Annotated in this window: 13 protein-coding genes; 6 read left to right on the top strand and 7 right to left on the bottom strand. The window is 49.9% G+C overall.

What is annotated here, in order from left to right:
• Window positions 1–38 precede the first annotated feature (38 nt).
• The gene (locus AC0IWZ_RS20120; RefSeq protein WP_410373244.1) at window positions 39–863 is read right to left on the bottom strand and encodes an AraC family transcriptional regulator; all 825 of its coding nucleotides are present in this window, start codon (window positions 861–863) and stop codon (window positions 39–41) included.
• A gap of 236 nt (window positions 864–1,099) precedes the next feature.
• On the opposite strand from AC0IWZ_RS20120, the gene AC0IWZ_RS20115 reads away from it, so the two are divergent.
• Window positions 1,100–2,503: an MFS transporter gene (locus AC0IWZ_RS20115; RefSeq protein ID WP_471678620.1), complete on the top strand. Its 1,404-nt coding sequence runs from the start codon at window positions 1,100–1,102 to the stop codon at window positions 2,501–2,503.
• 9 nt (window positions 2,504–2,512) lie between these two features.
• A complete protein-coding gene (locus AC0IWZ_RS20110) occupies window positions 2,513–4,480 on the top strand; it encodes a glycoside hydrolase family 127 protein (protein WP_471678621.1) in 1,968 nt (655 codons plus the stop codon).
• Between the two features lie 45 nt (window positions 4,481–4,525).
• On the opposite strand, the gene AC0IWZ_RS20105 is transcribed toward AC0IWZ_RS20110, so the two are convergent.
• A complete protein-coding gene (locus AC0IWZ_RS20105; protein WP_410373247.1) occupies window positions 4,526–5,665 on the bottom strand; it encodes an HlyD family secretion protein in 1,140 nt (379 codons plus the stop codon).
• Window positions 5,666–5,685: 20 nt separating this feature from the next.
• The gene (locus tag AC0IWZ_RS20100) at window positions 5,686–6,030 is read right to left on the bottom strand and encodes a DUF3302 domain-containing protein (RefSeq protein WP_172892958.1); all 345 of its coding nucleotides are present in this window, start codon (window positions 6,028–6,030) and stop codon (window positions 5,686–5,688) included.
• 262 nt (window positions 6,031–6,292) lie between these two features.
• On the opposite strand from AC0IWZ_RS20100, the gene AC0IWZ_RS20095 reads away from it, so the two are divergent.
• Complete coding sequence (locus tag AC0IWZ_RS20095) at window positions 6,293–6,922, top strand: helix-turn-helix domain-containing protein (protein WP_034499418.1); 630 nt, start codon at window positions 6,293–6,295, stop codon at window positions 6,920–6,922.
• 223 nt (window positions 6,923–7,145) lie between these two features.
• Entirely contained in the window at window positions 7,146–8,192 is a 1,047-nt protein-coding gene (gene ompA, locus AC0IWZ_RS20090) for a porin OmpA (protein ID WP_471678622.1), read from the top strand.
• Between the two features lie 150 nt (window positions 8,193–8,342).
• On the opposite strand, the gene AC0IWZ_RS20085 is transcribed toward ompA, so the two are convergent.
• Window positions 8,343–9,212, bottom strand: coding sequence for an ROK family protein (locus AC0IWZ_RS20085; RefSeq protein ID WP_034499414.1), 870 nt, complete (start codon window positions 9,210–9,212; stop codon window positions 8,343–8,345).
• A 189-nt stretch (window positions 9,213–9,401) separates the two neighbouring features.
• Between AC0IWZ_RS20085 and exaC the strand changes: the two genes are divergently transcribed.
• Entirely contained in the window at window positions 9,402–10,940 is a 1,539-nt protein-coding gene (gene exaC, locus AC0IWZ_RS20080) for an acetaldehyde dehydrogenase ExaC (protein ID WP_034499412.1), read from the top strand.
• A 55-nt stretch (window positions 10,941–10,995) separates the two neighbouring features.
• Here exaC and AC0IWZ_RS20075 read toward each other — a convergent pair whose 3' ends face one another.
• From AC0IWZ_RS20075 to selA, 3 genes are all read right to left on the bottom strand, one after another.
• The gene (locus tag AC0IWZ_RS20075) at window positions 10,996–12,075 is read right to left on the bottom strand and encodes a type I restriction endonuclease (protein ID WP_034499410.1); all 1,080 of its coding nucleotides are present in this window, start codon (window positions 12,073–12,075) and stop codon (window positions 10,996–10,998) included.
• 234 nt (window positions 12,076–12,309) lie between these two features.
• A complete protein-coding gene (selB, locus tag AC0IWZ_RS20070) occupies window positions 12,310–14,157 on the bottom strand; it encodes a selenocysteine-specific translation elongation factor (RefSeq protein ID WP_471678623.1) in 1,848 nt (615 codons plus the stop codon).
• Window positions 14,154–15,542 (bottom strand): L-seryl-tRNA(Sec) selenium transferase, encoded by a 1,389-nt coding sequence (gene selA / locus AC0IWZ_RS20065; RefSeq protein WP_471678624.1) that lies wholly within the window; start codon window positions 15,540–15,542, stop codon window positions 14,154–14,156. The genes selB and selA overlap by 4 nt, the downstream gene beginning before the upstream one ends.
• A 221-nt stretch (window positions 15,543–15,763) precedes the next feature.
• Between selA and AC0IWZ_RS20060 the strand changes: the two genes are divergently transcribed.
• Window positions 15,764–16,126: a hypothetical protein gene (locus AC0IWZ_RS20060; RefSeq protein WP_471678625.1), complete on the top strand. Its 363-nt coding sequence runs from the start codon at window positions 15,764–15,766 to the stop codon at window positions 16,124–16,126.
• Window positions 16,127–16,138: the final 12 nt, after the last annotated feature.

Below are 16,138 nucleotides of genomic sequence, written 5' to 3'. Positions count from 1 at the left end.
GTAAAATATAAAGGCGGGTAATGCAACGTTACTCGCCTCTAATCCGAATTAATATGCACCTTACAATAGCGCCGCTTCCATGCCGCGGGCGTCAATCCCATCGTTTTACGAAACACCTTCCTGAAATATCCCACATCCTGAAACCCACTGCGCTGCGCCACTTCGCTTAACGAACATGAATCGCTAATCAGCATTTTCTCTGCACTGAGTACGCGCTGGCGGTGAATAGCCTCGGTGATGGTTAATTCAAATGTCTGCCGGTAAACACGGCCAAGATAATCCGCATTGCAATGTAATTGACTGGCGAGTGATGACGTCGAAACTGGCAGATGAAATTGTGTACGGATTAGCTGCTGGGCTTTATACGCCAACGCCACGCCGCTGTTGTCAGCCTGGGGATTGTCATTCGCTGCCACTGAAAGTTGCTGCATGATCAACAATAAAATGAGCTCCAGCGAGTCGCTGCGGTTAATGGTCTCCTGTTCGCTTAAAAACTGGCGAAATAAAGAAATAACATATTGTGGATTAATCACTTGCCCATGCTGTGGCATAGAAATTAATGAAACCGGGTAGTCTGATGGATTATCACCCTGTGAGTTGAGTTCAAAATGCAGCCAGTAAAATTTTAAATCCGCCGGGAAGTTGCCTACCCCGACATGTTTCCGATGTGGCCAGAGCAATAAACTTTCCCCCGCCTTAACGCTAAAAAGCGCGTCCTCTTCTCTGATCGTAAGTGTCCCTTTTTCAACGAAAATCAGCTCCCACGAGTCCAGTTCCCGCTGTGGATGGCTGCCCACGCCACGTGAAATAAACAAACCGCCGTTTTGCACGCGAAGTGGTAAAGATATTTTTAAATCAAACAATTACGTAATCCTCAAATCCATTCTCCCGCGATAGTGTAGATAAAATAAACCGGGCGGTGGATTTGTCGCAGGCGTTTGGCGATCTCCTTCACAGTTTTATCCTCAGGTCGGAATTGTCATCTTTTTATACTTTTCTATCGCCTTGTTGGTATTTAGATTGGGTGCCAATTTATTGGGGTACTAAATCAATAATAAAAACTTCCGGTTCTTAATCTGAAACGAGGTGTAAATAAATCATGACCTCTACCCCTATAAATAATACTGATATTGCGGCTACAGATTTAAATGACAGGCTCTCGATTCGTGAGAAAATAGGTTACGGATTAGGTGATGCAGGCGGAACGGTTATTACCTGCCTTATCATGAACTTCCTGACTTTTTTCTACACCGACGTATTCGGTTTAACCCCTGCGATTGTCGGCACGTTGTTTATTGCATTACGTGTTTTCGACGCGATTTCTGACCCGCTGATGGGCATTCTGGCTGACCGTACACAAAGCCGTTTTGGTCGCTTCCGCCCATGGCAGTTGTGGGTTGCAGTGCCAATTGGCGTGATCGGCGTGCTGACGTTTACCGTGCCGGATCTTAGCGCCAATATGAAAATCCTCTGGGCGTTCGGCACTTATCTCCTGCTTTCAGTGGGTTACACCGCCATTAACGTGCCTTATTGCGCGCTAATCAACACCATGACCACGCGCCACGATGAAGTGATTTCCTGCCAGTCCTGGCGCTTTGTGTTGTGCGGTGTGGCGGGCTTCCTGGTGTCGGTTGGCCTGCCGTGGTTGGTGGAAATCATCGGCCAGGGAAACGCCGCGAAGGGCTACCAGATGGGCGTTGGCATTTTGTGTGCTGTGGCGGTGGTGATGTTTCTGTGCTGCTTCTTCTGGGTGCGCGAACGAGTGCCGCTGGCGCTGATGGGCAAATTTACTCTGCGCGAACACCTGGTGGGTTTGCGTAAAAACGACCAGCTATTACTGAGCCTGGTGATGTCGTTCCTGCTGATTAACGTGTTTAACCTGCGCGGCGGCGGCTACATGTATTTCATTACTTATGTGCTGCAAGGCAGCGCTGGGTTTGCCTCGCTGTTCTTCACGATGGTGACATTCGCATCCATTCTCGGGGCGGTGATTGTGAACCCGCTCGCCAAACGCTTTGATACCGTAAAACTCTACTATTACACCAACCTGGTTTTAGCGGTGTTGGCTGCGGGGATGTGGCTTTTGCCAACGGGCGCGGCGTTCCAGACCTTATGGCTGCTGGTGATTTTGGCTAACGGCATCATTCTTGGATTCACTCTGCCACTGCACTTTTCAATCATGGCGTTTGCCGATGACTACGGCGAGTGGAAAACCGGCGTGCGTTCCTCGGGGATGAACTTCGCATTCAATCTTTTCTTCATCAAATTAGCCTGGGCTGCCAGCGCCGGGATCATCAGCCTGGTGTTTATTTTCGTGGCCTATCAACCCGGCCCGGAACACCAGACGGCGGCCTCACTTTCTGGCATTACCGCGCTGGAAACCCTGCTGCCAGCCGCATTCCACCTGTTACTGGCTCTGGCGATTCGCCGTTGCCGTTTGAATAATCCTATGATGGCGCAGATTTCCACTGACTTACGTCAGCGCCATGTCCAGACCGCCTGAGGAGTTGTTATGAATCAGCCTGATATTTTACAGGAAGTAGACCTGCACCAACTGAAAGTGACCGATGCGTTTTTAGGCCAGTACCAGCGTCTGGTGCGCGACGTGGTGATCCCGTATCAGTGGGATGCCCTGAACGACCGCATTCCCGAAGCGGACCCGAGCCACGCCATCGAAAACTTTGAAATCGCGGCGGGGCGCAAAGAAGGCGAGTTCTACGGCATGGTTTTCCAGGACAGCGACGTGGCGAAATGGCTCGAAGCGGTGGCGTGGTCGCTGTGCCAGAAGCCGGATGCGGAGCTTGAAAAAACTGCCGATGACGTTATCGAACTGGTGGAGGCGGCGCAGTGCGAAGACGGTTATCTGAATACCTGGTTCACCGTAAAAGCCCCGGATGAGCGCTGGACGAACCTCGCTGAATGCCACGAGCTTTACTGCGCCGGGCACATGATTGAAGCGGGTGTCGCGTTCTTTCAGGCGACCGGAAAACGCCGCCTGCTGGATGTGGTATGCCGTCTGGCTGACCATATCGACCGCGTGTTTGGCCCTGGCGTTAATCAGCTTCATGGCTATCCAGGCCATCCGGAAATCGAACTGGCGCTGATGCGTTTATATGAAGTGACGGACAATCCGCGCTATCTAAATCTGGTGAATTACTTCGTTGAAGAACGTGGAGCGCAGCCGCATTTTTACGATATTGAATATGAAAAACGTGGGCGTACCTCGCACTGGAACATTCACGGCCCAGCCTGGATGGTGAAAGACAAAGCCTACAGCCAGGCGCATGAACCGCTGGCGTTGCAACAAACAGCTATCGGCCATGCGGTGCGTTTTGTCTATTTAATGGCAGGCGTCGCGCACCTGGCGCGGCTGCATAAAGATGAAGAAAAACGCCAGACCTGCCTGCGCCTGTGGGACAACATGGTGCAGCGCCAGCTGTACATTACAGGCGGTATCGGTTCGCAAAGTAGCGGCGAAGCGTTCAGCTCTGATTACGATCTGCCGAATGACACGGTGTACGCCGAAAGCTGTGCTTCCATTGGGCTGATGATGTACGCCCGCCGCATGCTACAAATGGAAGCCGACAGCCGCTTTGCCGACGTGATGGAACGCGCGCTATACAACACGGTTCTTGGTGGAATGGCGCTGGATGGCAAACATTTCTTCTATGTGAACCCGTTGGAAGTGCACCCGAAAACGCTGGCCTTCAACCATATTTACGACCATGTAAAACCGGTTCGCCAACGCTGGTTTGGTTGCGCCTGCTGCCCGCCGAACATCGCGCGCGTGCTGACTTCGCTCGGCCACTACATTTATACGCCGCAGCCGGAAGCGCTGTATGTGCATCTGTATGTCGGCAACGAAATGGCCGTTCCGGTGGGTGATAAAGAACTGCGCCTGAAAATCAGCGGTAATTATCCGTGGGATGAGCAGATAGACATTGCCGTGACGTCGCCGCAAACCGTGCAGCATACTATTGCGCTGCGTTTACCGGACTGGTGCGAAAACCCGCAGGTTCTGCTGAATGGCGAAAACTGTGAAGGGGAAATTCGCAAAGGTTATCTGCATCTTAACCGCGAATGGCAGGAGGGCGACCGCATCAGCCTGACGCTGCCGATGCCGGTTCGTCGCGTTTACGGCAATCCGCTGCTGCGCCATATTGCAGGCAAAGTCGCGGTGCAACGTGGGCCGCTGGTTTATTGCCTGGAAGAGGCGGATAACGGTGCCGAACTGCATAACCTGTATTTGCCGAAAGAGAGCACTTTCAGCCTGATTGAAGGCAAAGGTTTGTTCGCCCACAAAGTGCTGATTCAGGCTGACGGCGAGCGTAAGTCATGTGAGCAGGCATCTTCACAGGCGTTGTATCACTATGATAATTCGCCAGTAAAAACCGCAGCGAAAAAGCTGACCTTTATTCCGTGGTTTAGTTGGGCGAACCGTGGGGAAGGGGAAATGCGGATCTGGGTTAACGGCGAGTAATCCGCGATCGACGGGATCTCTGCTGCCAGAGATCCCGTCGATCGGTCAGTGATCGATATAAAGGTAGTGCGTCCAGCTTGTCATGCGCAGCAGGATTTTGCGCAGAATCGACAAGTGCTCCACGTGCTCGGTGTACACCGCCGCCTGGGCGGTCGTCCCTTTCGGCAGCGCGTCGATAGCGGAATTCGGCTCCAGGGTAATGTCCGCATAAATACCGTCTAGCCCTGCATTCTGACTCAACCCCTGCAAGAACCCCTGTGCCTGGAAGCTGCTATTAGCGACCACAGGCAGTATCTGCTTCACCGTGCCTGGAAAGACTTTGCCCGGCAGACCGTTAAACACCACCTCGGCTTTGTCGCCTGCGTGTAAACGTAACGCTGAATTTTGGCGGAATGCCGCATAAATATCGGTTTTTTGCTCAGGGACAAATACCATTGCCGGGCGAAGCGGCAGTGGACGTAAGAACATGCCGGGTTTAAGTAAGACCTGGGTAACATAACCCGCTTCAGGTGCGCGAACGGTGGTTCTGTCGAGGTAGTATTGCGCCTCTTTCAGGCTCGATTCGAGCTTATAGACCGTGGCGTTTTCGCTGCCCACTAATGCATCCAGTTGCGCTTTGGTTTGCTCACGTTTCGCCTGTGCCGAACGCCATTGTGCTTGTGCCGCCAGTGCGTGTTCCTGCGCGCTGACGACTTCTTGATCGGTAAATGGGCTTTTCATGCGGTCGCGGCTGCCTTCGCGATAACGGTTGGCATCTTTTAACGCCAGGTCGCGGTTGGCTTTGTATTGTTCGATATCGGCGGTTTGCGAGGCGAGCCGGGCTTTGAGAACTTCGACATTTTGCTGCGCAGTTTCAATTTCGCCTTTAATCACATCGACTTTTGACTGGTAAGGCGTGGGGTCAATACTGAAAAGAAAATCTCCTTTCTTCAGCATCTTATTCGTGTCCTGAGTGACCCTGGTTACCGTTCCCTGAACTTCAGGAATAATCGGCACTGTTACGGTCAGCATCTGTGCTCGTTCAGTGTACGGATGGTTATAATTCATCGTCAGGACCAGACTGCTTAACAGAATAACCCCACCCAATATTGCCGTTGGCACTGACCATTTATTAAGAGGTATTTTAAAAAGTTTAAATATACAAATACAAATGGCAGCATAAATAAGGAGCAGTAATAATTCCACGATATTTCCTGGTCATTTAATTAGTCTGAATGGGGTAAATCTTTCTGGCTGTTGACGCTTTGCGCCGCGAGTTGTTGCTCAAGCAGCGCTAGACGGGCTTGCAGTTGTGCCATGTTATCGCTTTCTTTAGCACTAAAGCCCCAGCCCCGGTCTTCGCGGTACAACATTGCCCAAATCCAAATAAAAGGCCATAACACATGTAGCGTTAAGAGACTGACCCATCCGGCGGCGTGAATAGCGTCCTGATGAGGGTGATTGCGCTCAACGGCGATTTCGTAGGGAATATCGTGAATGACAATTATTCCGTAAAACACGGCCAGAGCGGCAAAGCACAATAAGCCCAGCGCGAAATAATCTAAAAACATAAGAATAATTTCCGGTGAAATGGGGACCGGAAAAGGTAGGGGTAAATAGTGGAATTGGCTACTGATAATTTAATTAAAATTAAATTTTGAGGGCGTATGTTATTATTTTAACTGAGGATAAATTGTTTCTGGATATTCATTTGTTACGTTTGTGATGATGCCCGGATAACGCATGCTGCTCAATGTGACTTTTATTTATTTATTTATAAATTTATGGAAAAATGTATATAATCATATTGAAGTCATTCACTGAGGAAAAACTATGCCGTTATCTGCCCCCGTCAGACCGGATGAATCAATTGGGCGTTTACTTGAAGCACTGAAGCCTTTCAGTACAGAAATGAGCGTGGTACCACGTAAAAGATTGCACTGGGAATACAAGGGCGAAGCGCAGTTATATCTCTTTATGCAAGGTGAGTTGTCCGTGTTGCGCGTAACAGACGGGCTGGTGATTGCCGGTGCCTACGTTCCGCATCTGTTTGGCTTAGCGGAGGCGCTTCAACCTTCACGCTGCCATATTCTGCGCGTTGATGTTGATTCCACTATATTGCGAGTCAGCGCTAAAAAAGCCATGGAAATATTCGACCAACAAAACCTGTGGCGTGACGTTTCTATTACCTTAGCTTACTTTAATAGTTACCTCTTTTATCGTGACGATCTGGTTGTTCAACAGCGTACCTATTCCGTTATTTGCAACCATTTACAGGAAATCATTCAGTTACCGCTGGAAACAAGAATGCGTGTTTCCGTCCTTGAATATATTCAGGAAAGAACGCACTTATCACGCAGCAGCGTGCTTAATGTTTTGTTTGCGTTAAAGGAAGCCAATTATCTCTCTCTGAAAAGAGGCGGCTATTTAATTGAAATGAATGAATTGCCCGAGAAGATTTGACGCGTGCGAAAGAAATAAGCATGTGGCTTTAGCACTTTATGTTAATTACCATGCTCCATTATATGATGGTGTCTGGTAATTAACGTCGTTGAAAATAAAACGTTTAAAAATAAACTTATTATAATTTCAAATGAGTGAACTATCTCTCTATTATCCGTGTCGACAAACTTATGGTTTTTAATTCTGAGTCGTTTGCTCAGAAACTGGATATGTTAGGGAATATATGAAAAAGACTCTTGTGGCTTTAATCGTGCTGAATGCTTGCGCAGTTTCTAACGTATTTGCTGCGGCAGACGCGAACACCTGGTACGGCGGCGCTAAAATGGGCTGGTCCCACTATTTTGATGCCAGCGGCAACAAAGATTTCAACGATAACGTGAGCAACGCGACTGACTTCGATTTCGATAAAGATAATGTCAGCGGTGGTGTGTTTGCAGGTTATCAGGTTCTGCCATGGTTAGCGGTGGAAGGGGGTTATGACTACCTCGGCAACATGGGTATTAACGGTAATAACGGCGTTTCTGGCGCGAAAATGAAAAGCCAGGGCCTGCAACTGTCTCTGAAAGCCAGTTACGGTTTGACTGATAGCTGGGATATCTATGGCCGTGCTGGTGCGATGGGTTATCGCGCAGAAACCAGCGGCGCAGGTCGTAGCGATTTTGAAACTGGCGTGCGCCCACTGGCCGCAGTCGGTACTGAATATGCCTTCACTAAAAACTGGGCGGGTCGCCTGGAATACCAATGGGTGAGCAACGTCGGTAACTCCAACCAGATTGGTATTAGCAGCGATGTAAGCTCTGTTTCAGCGGGTATTGTGTACCGTTTCGGCCAGCATGATGACGCTGTTCTGGCACCTGTTGTTGCACCAGTGGCAGCAGCGCCCGAAGTGAAAAAATTCAATCTGAAATCTGATGTGCTGTTCGGCTTTAATTCCGCAGAACTGACGCCAGAAGGCCACGCGGCAATTTCGCAGCTGTATAGCAGCCCGGAAATGCAGGCGGCGAAAAACAGCTCGACGACGGTAGTCGGTTACAGCGATCGCCTGGGTTCAGAAAACTACAATCAGCAGCTTTCTTCTCAGCGTGCGCAAGCCGTGGTTGATGCGTTGGTGGAACAAGGTATGCCTGCTCAAAACGTGCGTGCTGAAGGCCGTGGTGAGAGTGATCCTGTTACCGGCAATAGCTGCGATAACAACATGTCAAAATCACAGCTTATCGACTGCCTGGCACCGGATCGCCGCGTAGTGGTTGAGATTGCTGGCGAAAAATAATTCAAATCTGGTGGATGACGCTTCGCTTATCCACCCTACAAAGACTTGAATTATTTTGGGTAAACAGAACCTTGATGTGCAGCATATAAAATAAAAAGTTTTACTATCGTCCGTTGCCCGGTCTCTTCGCCGGGCTTTTTTGCGTCTGGACTACTTCTGTTTTGCCAGCCATACGGCACCCAACATGCCCGCTTTATTCCCCAGTTTGCAGGGGCGAATTGGCACTTTCAGCACGTCCCAGAATTTGAAACCTTCCAGATGCCGCTCAAGCATCGGGTACAGCATGGGCTGCGTACTGACGCCGCCGCCGAGCAAAATAGCCTGCGGGTCAAACAGCGACACCACGCTATAAATGCCACGTGCCAGGTATTTTACCCAGTTGTCGATAACGCCCTGAATATGAAGATCGGTTTCGGCGCGGGCGAAAATATCCTGGCCGCGGATTTTCTCATCGGCGGGGATATTCATCTCGCGGCGACAGGCGTCCATCAGCCCTTTGGCCGATGCCAGTTGGTGCATGTCTTCGCCATATTTGCCCACCGGCAGCACGCCAAATTCACCGGCCCGAAAGTGCGAGCCGCGCATTAGCTCGCGGTTCACAATGATGCCGCCGCCGATGCCCGTACCAATAGTGACGCAAACCAGGGAGTCGTATTCGTTGCCCGCACCCAGCCACATTTCACCGAGTGCAGCACAGTTGGCGTCATTTTCAACGGTGACTGGAAGGTCAGTCAGTGCGCCAAAAATTTCCAGAAGATTGCTACCATCCAGAAACTCCAGGGCGCCAGCCTTGGGGACATTACCTGTGTGCGGGTTTATGTATCCGGGGAAGCTGATAGCAATACCGGCAATTTCATTATGCTGCCGATACCCCGCCACCACGCTTTGCCATGCATCCAGAAACAGCTGCTTGTCGTAGTGAGTGTCATATTCTTCGGCGATAAGCACCTCTCCCTCTTCAGTGAACAAACCGTGCTTAACATGAGTACCTCCGACATCGAAGCCTATAAACAGCCGCATAAGCATTCCTAATTGTGTAACGGGAAAAATGAATCTTTAAGTATGTATCAAAACCAATAACCTGCTGATTGATTACTCCGAATCAGCAGATGTTTAATCCGTGATCGGTGTCGTAAAGCCTCCAAACACTGGCGAAGAAATCACCTGTGGCGTCTACGCTTGAGAGTGCAAACCGACAAGGAGAACCCCATGACAAATAATCCTCCCGATACCCGAATTATTCCCGGCGAATATGGTTTCCCGCTCAAACTTAAGCCTCGTTACGACAACTTTATTGGGGGCCAATGGGTGCCGCCGGTCGACGGGAAATACTACGAAAACCTGACGCCTGTCACCGGCCAACCGCTCTGTGAAATCGCCAGTTCCAGCAAAGGCGATATCGACCTTGCCCTGGATGCGGCGCACGAAGCTAAAGCAGGCTGGGGCGGCATGTCCATTCAGGATCGCGCCAATATCCTGCTGAAAATTGCCGACCGTATGGAGCAGAATATTGAGCTGCTGGCGGCGGCAGAAACTTGGGATAACGGCAAACCGATTCGTGAAACCAGCGGCGCTGACGTGCCTTTGGCCATCGATCATTTCCGCTACTTTGCATCCTGTATTCGCGCGCAGGAAGGCGGGATCAGTGAAGTTGATGGCGATACGGTGGCGTATCACTTCCACGAACCGCTCGGTGTCGTCGCGCAAATTATTCCGTGGAACTTCCCGTTGCTAATGGCAAGCTGGAAAATGGCTCCGGCGCTGGCTGCGGGGAACTGTATAGTGCTGAAACCGGCACGATTAACGCCGCTGTCTGTTCTGCTATTGATGGAGTTGGTGGGCGATTTACTGCCGCCGGGAGTCATCAACGTGGTGAACGGCGCTGGGGGTGAAATCGGTGAATATCTGGCGACGTCTAAACGCATCGCCAAAGTCGCGTTTACCGGCTCGACCGAAGTTGGCCAGCAAATCATGCAGTACGCGACGCAAAACATTATTCCAGTCACGCTGGAACTGGGCGGCAAATCCCCAAACATCTTCTTTGCTGATGTGATGGACGAAGAGGACGCCTTCTTCGACAAAGCGCTGGAAGGTTTCGCGCTGTTTGCTTTCAACCAGGGCGAAGTTTGCACCTGCCCGAGCCGCGCACTGGTGCAGGAATCCATTTACGAACGCTTTATGGAACGCGCCATCCGCCGCGTGGAATCTATCCGCAGCGGCAACCCGCTGGATGTGAACACACAGATGGGCGCGCAGGTATCGCAAGGGCAGATGGAAACCATTCTGAACTACATTGATATCGGTAAAAAGGAGGGCGCTGATGTGCTCACCGGCGGACGTCGCAAAGCGCTGGAAGGGGATTTGAAAGCCGGTTATTACCTCGAGCCAACCATTCTGTTCGGTAAAAACAACATGCGCGTTTTCCAGGAAGAAATCTTCGGCCCGGTACTCGCCGTGACGACGTTTAAAACCATGGAGGAAGCCCTGGAACTGGCGAACGATACCGAATATGGCCTGGGTGCAGGCGTCTGGAGCCGTAACGGCAACCTGGCGTACAAAATGGGGCGCGGAATTCAGGCCGGGCGCGTGTGGACCAACTGCTATCACGCCTATCCGGCACATGCCGCGTTCGGGGGATACAAACAATCCGGTATCGGGCGTGAAACTCACAAAATGATGCTGGAGCATTATCAGCAGACTAAATGCTTGTTGGTGAGTTATTCCGAGAAGCCGTTAGGGTTGTTCTAGCGAGAAGCGAGATGTCCTTTCCCTGAACAGGGAAAGGACATCAATTGAAATGGATTTAATCGTACAAACTGGCTGTTGATTTCAAAATATCGGCGTGCTGATAAATCTCATCCAGGGTTGAAATTGGATGGCGTGTTTCATTTTTATCCCCATCAAAAATGCCGATGTATTTCTGAGTGCGATTGAAATGCAGACGACAGATAGGTTTGCGATTGTTGTCATCAAGTAAAATACCAAAATAGCTTTTCGTATCTCGCTGACTAATGCGACCCGCATCAACAACTGTTCGCACAATAGCTTTAACGATGTGATAACCCTCCAGTTCATCAATTGTGGTCTGGATTTCACTTTCATCAGAAACCTCAGGTTCGGAAGGTTCCAAACCCGTTACAGTATCCTGTGTCACTGCAGGGATTTGTACACCGCTCATGGCTGATTTCAGCCTTTCATTTATCTGGTCATTAAGAAACTGACTGGTGGCTTTCTTGGTTAACTCTGTGAATGAGTCCCGAACTTTTTGCGTGATGATTCCGTCATAAACTCGTGAGGCAAAGAATTTTACGAAATCTTCATCTGGAGTGGTAAATTGAGTATTAATTATCTTCTTAATTTGACTTACATACTTCAACTCACCTGCGGCATTAATTATGGATTCAACATCAAATGCGGATTTAGTGAGTTTACGTAATTCCGGCAAAACATATTCATCAATATCGAGTAAATCAAATTCAAGAAAGGGTTTTTCATCCATCTTATTAGGTGAATCAAGATCGGTGAAAAATTTATAAACCTGACCATTAGTCAAAATGGATATGCGCGCATTTGTAACGTGGAAATATCTGAATAACTGTGAGGCATGATTTAGATTAAGGTCATCGCCAATTTTTTTACATTCAATCAGAATCTGAACCTCGCCATTTTTAAAAATAGCGTAATCAATCTTTTCACCTTTTTTAGTTCCCACATCACAGATGAACTCTGGCACAACTTCTGTAGGATCAAAGACGTCGTAGCCCAATACGTTATGGATAAATGGCATGACAAACGCGGTTTTCGTTGCTTCTTCAGTTTGAATCGCACCAGCTTGCTGCTTTATTTTTGCTGATAATGTGTTTAATTTTTCCATAAAATCCATTGAGTAAACCTCCTTCATTGAGATTCATTAATACTCCTTTATGCGCAAAGAAAAAAACGTGAAGTGCGTCAGTAAGCTCAACGGAATTAGACATTTAGACGAATTTTAAATTATTTTCTCTGAAAGCCTCTCATTACAAGAGGCTGCCTGTCAGGGCAATTACATCGCGGCCAGGTAAATCGCCATAATCTCAGCGTGAATCGCTTCGATGCAGACCTGCGCACCCGCTACTCTCTACTTATCGGCTTGAAACAACGCCTTATCACGCAGTAAATGGTCGTTCCCACGGCGGCGGGTAAAGCCAATTCGGTCAAAGTACTCGAGGATTTGCACCGCGAGTTTGCGACCGACGCCCAGGCAGTCACGGAAATCGGCAGCACTGGTGGCGCCTTGCGTTTGATCCAGTTCGCGGATCAAATTAGCAAAGGTTTGAATCCTGTCGTTCCGGTAATACCTGTCTTTTAAGATAGCTGTCACCAGCCCAAGCTGCGCGGCAAAGCGCAGTAACTGGCGCATGGTTTGTTCATCTTGCTGCGTTTCCCGCGCAAGATCGCGCACCCACCACGGGTCATCGCCAAACAGCACATCTACTTTTACCCATATCGCCAGTTGTTCGGCGGAGAAGCCCGGTTTGTGGTCTGGAAGATGCAGCCAGCCCTGGCGGCTTGCAAGCAACTCTTCCTGACGCATTTTCTCGATTAACGCCAGAACCAGCGGTTCGTCTTCGCCAGGCAGCGCCATACGGCGTAAGCGTTCGCGTCCAGGGCCGGGTTGGTCATCGTGCTGCTGATGATAACGCTCGAGCGTATCGAGCAATTTTTGCTTCCAGCGCGTTGCCATTTCATCACTCAGCAAGCTGTTGCCCGCGCGCAGATAATCCGGTCGGGTTAGCAGTTCCTGCAAGCCCTGAGCGGTGAGCTGGCGCGCCCAGGCAAAATTACTCAATGTCACAGCGCTACGCTGCAAATGGGTGTCGAGCGCCTGTTGGTCGTTTTCAGCGTGTTTTAGCTGCTGTAACCAGGCCAAAAATGCAGGCTGACGTTTACCACGGCGCGGCGCGTGCAGAAGAATCGCTCTCGCACCGGCCAATGTGACGCGAGCACTGATATCGCGCAGCACCAGGCGGTCGTTATCAGCAAGCCACAACGGCATATCCAGGACCAGCTCAGCGAGATCGTCTTCCAGCAGAGAAATACGCCCGGTGACGTGGCTCGCGGCGTGGTGAATATGCAACGGCTGCCATTGCTGTAACGGTGCGTGGCTTTGCAACTGAACAATCACGCGTTCAACTGGCTGGAGCGGTTGCTCTGCCAATAACCAGTCGCCACGTTTGATATCCAGCTTTTCGGCATCGCCGCTGATATTGAGTGCGATACGCTGCCCGGCAAATGCGCTTTCTGTTTTGCTATTTTGGGCATGTAAACCGCGCACGCGCATGGGTTTATCGGCACCTGTCAGCCAAAGTGAATCGCCAATTTTTACTTCGCCGCTAAGTGCGGTTCCCGTCACCACTAAACCTGCGCCTTTTACGGTAAAAGCACGGTCAATGGCGAGCCGGAAACGGTACTGGCGAGGATGAGCTCGCTCTGGCAGTGAAAGTAAGTGCTCACGTAGTTCATCTATCCCTGTGCCGCAGGTGGCTGCGGTGACAAACAAAGCAGCATCTTGCCAGCCAAATTCTTTGACTGTTTCCAGCACTGATTCACGGACTTCATTGATACGCGCTTCGCTCACCCGGTCGGCTTTGGTTAAGGCGACGGTTAACGATGGCTTGCCGGTTAATTGCAAAATGGCGAGATGCTCGCGAGTTTGCGCCATCACACCGTCGTCGCAGGCGACGACTAACAGCGCGTGGTCAATGCCACCCACGCCTGCCAGCATGTTGGCGAGGAATTTTTCATGCCCCGGAACATCAATGAAACCGGGAATTTTGCCATCGGGTTGCGGCCAGTAGGCGTAACCGAGATCGATGGTCATACCGCGTTTTTTCTCTTCCGGCAGACGGTCAGCATTCACACCAGTTATAGCTTGTAGCAGGGTGGTTTTGCCGTGGTCAACGTGCCCGGCGGTCGCAATAATCATGGTTTCAGGTTCTCCATGAAGCCTGTTTCATCTTCAAGACAGCGTAGATCCAGCCATAAACGCCCGTCGCTGATACGGCCAATAATGGGTTTGGGTAATTCGCGTAGGCTTTGAGTGAGTGCGCCAAGCGTGGAGCCTCGGCCATCTTTCGGGCTGAATGTCAGCGCCGAGCTTGGTAATCGGTCTACCGGTAAAGATCCGCTGCCAATTTGCGATAAACACGGCTCAACACAGACTGTGAATTGCTCGCCGTATTGGCTCTGAAATTCAGGCAGCAGACGTTGTGCAAGCTCTGTGATTTCATTCGCATCACGCGTTAACAGGCGTAACGTCGGCAATCTTTCAACCAGCGTTTCCGGATGCTGATATAAACGTAAGGTCGCTTCAAGGGCTGCCAGCGTCATTTTATCGGCGCGTAATGCACGTTTTAGCGGGTGGCTTTGAATGCGGGCGATGAGATCTTTTTTGCCGACAATAATGCCCGCTTGCGGGCCGCCGAGCAGTTTATCACCAGAGAAGCTCACCAGACTTACGCCTGCGGCAATCAGTTGTTGCGGCATCGGTTCTTCTGGCAATCCCCATTGAGTGAGGTCAACCAGCGAACCGCTGCCCAAATCGGTCACTACCGGAATGTTCAGCTCGTTGCCAAGCTCCACCAGTTCGGCTTCGGTGACGGCTTTGGTAAAGCCCGCCACCTGATAATTGCTGGTGTGGACTTTCATCAATAGCGCCGTATTTTCACCCGCGGCCTGACGATAATCTTTAAGATGCGTGCGGTTGGTGGTGCCGACTTCCACTAATTTGCAGCCCGCCTGGCGCATCACATCCGGAATGCGGAATGCACCGCCGATTTCAACCAGTTCACCGCGCGAGACAACCACCTCTTCACCACTTGCACAGGCTGCCAGCATCAGCAACACCGCTGCTGCATTGTTATTAACGATGCAGGCGTCTTCCGCACCGGTCAGCTCGCAAAGCAAGCCTGCCAGCGCTTTATCGCGATGCCCACGTTCTGCACCGTGTAAATCATATTCCAGAGTCACCGGGAAGCGCATCGCGTTGGTCACAGCTTCGATTGCCGCTTCCGCCTGCAATGCTCGGCCCAGATTGGTATGCAGCACGGTGCCTGTCAGGTTAGACACGGGCTGGAGAGCACTGCGCTGGTGAGATTCCAACTGTACTTGTGCCTGAGCCGCCCAATTTCCATTCCATGTCGGGAGCTGTTGTTGGGTTCGGATGTATTCGCGGGCGGTTTCCAGCATTTCACGTAAGGTGCTGACCACTTGCGTGTGGCCGAAATTGCGTAGCAAATCGCTGAAAGAAGCGTCACGTAACAGTTTATCGATAGCTGGAAGCTGGCTGTACAAGTTGCGATCGGGTGTCATGGCAAGCCGCTGAGTGGTGAAATATAGCCTTAGTTTACAGGGGGAGTTGGCTCTCTGTCATGGGAGTTTAGGTTCGGAATGCGGGTGTGCGCTGCAAGTAAGGATATAAATTTAATATGAGTTAATTCTTTTGGAACGAAATGAATTAAACATTGATCTTTCTCTGAATTAAGAAAGAGCGTTACAATTTGTTTTCTGATATTTATATATTGGAATTTAACATGGATGAAGAACAATTAATAAAGCTGATGAATGATAATGGTTTTACAAAAAAGGAAGTAAGGAAATTACTCCTTACTGCTGAAAAGTATCCGGCGACGCTTGGATGGGTTATGGGTGAGTTTGCTCGACACTTCAAAAACATAATTCTTTCTTTGTTAATTATTACAGTTTTTTGTTATTTTATAATTATGCCTATAAATAGTATTATTTTGGAAAGCATCATTTTCTGTGTTTACTTAACCGGATTGTTTTTAATTTATAAATCAAGCGCAATGACTTATGTTATAAAATGCCGAAAAATTATGTGCGTCATTAAGCAAAAATATGCAGAAGCCGAGCAGTGTGAGAGTTCTTCATCATAAATGTTTTTGATT

The sequence above is a fragment of the Buttiauxella sp. AC142 genome, from assembly GCF_979253435.1.
This window is presented reverse-complemented; position numbering and strand designations above follow the sequence as displayed.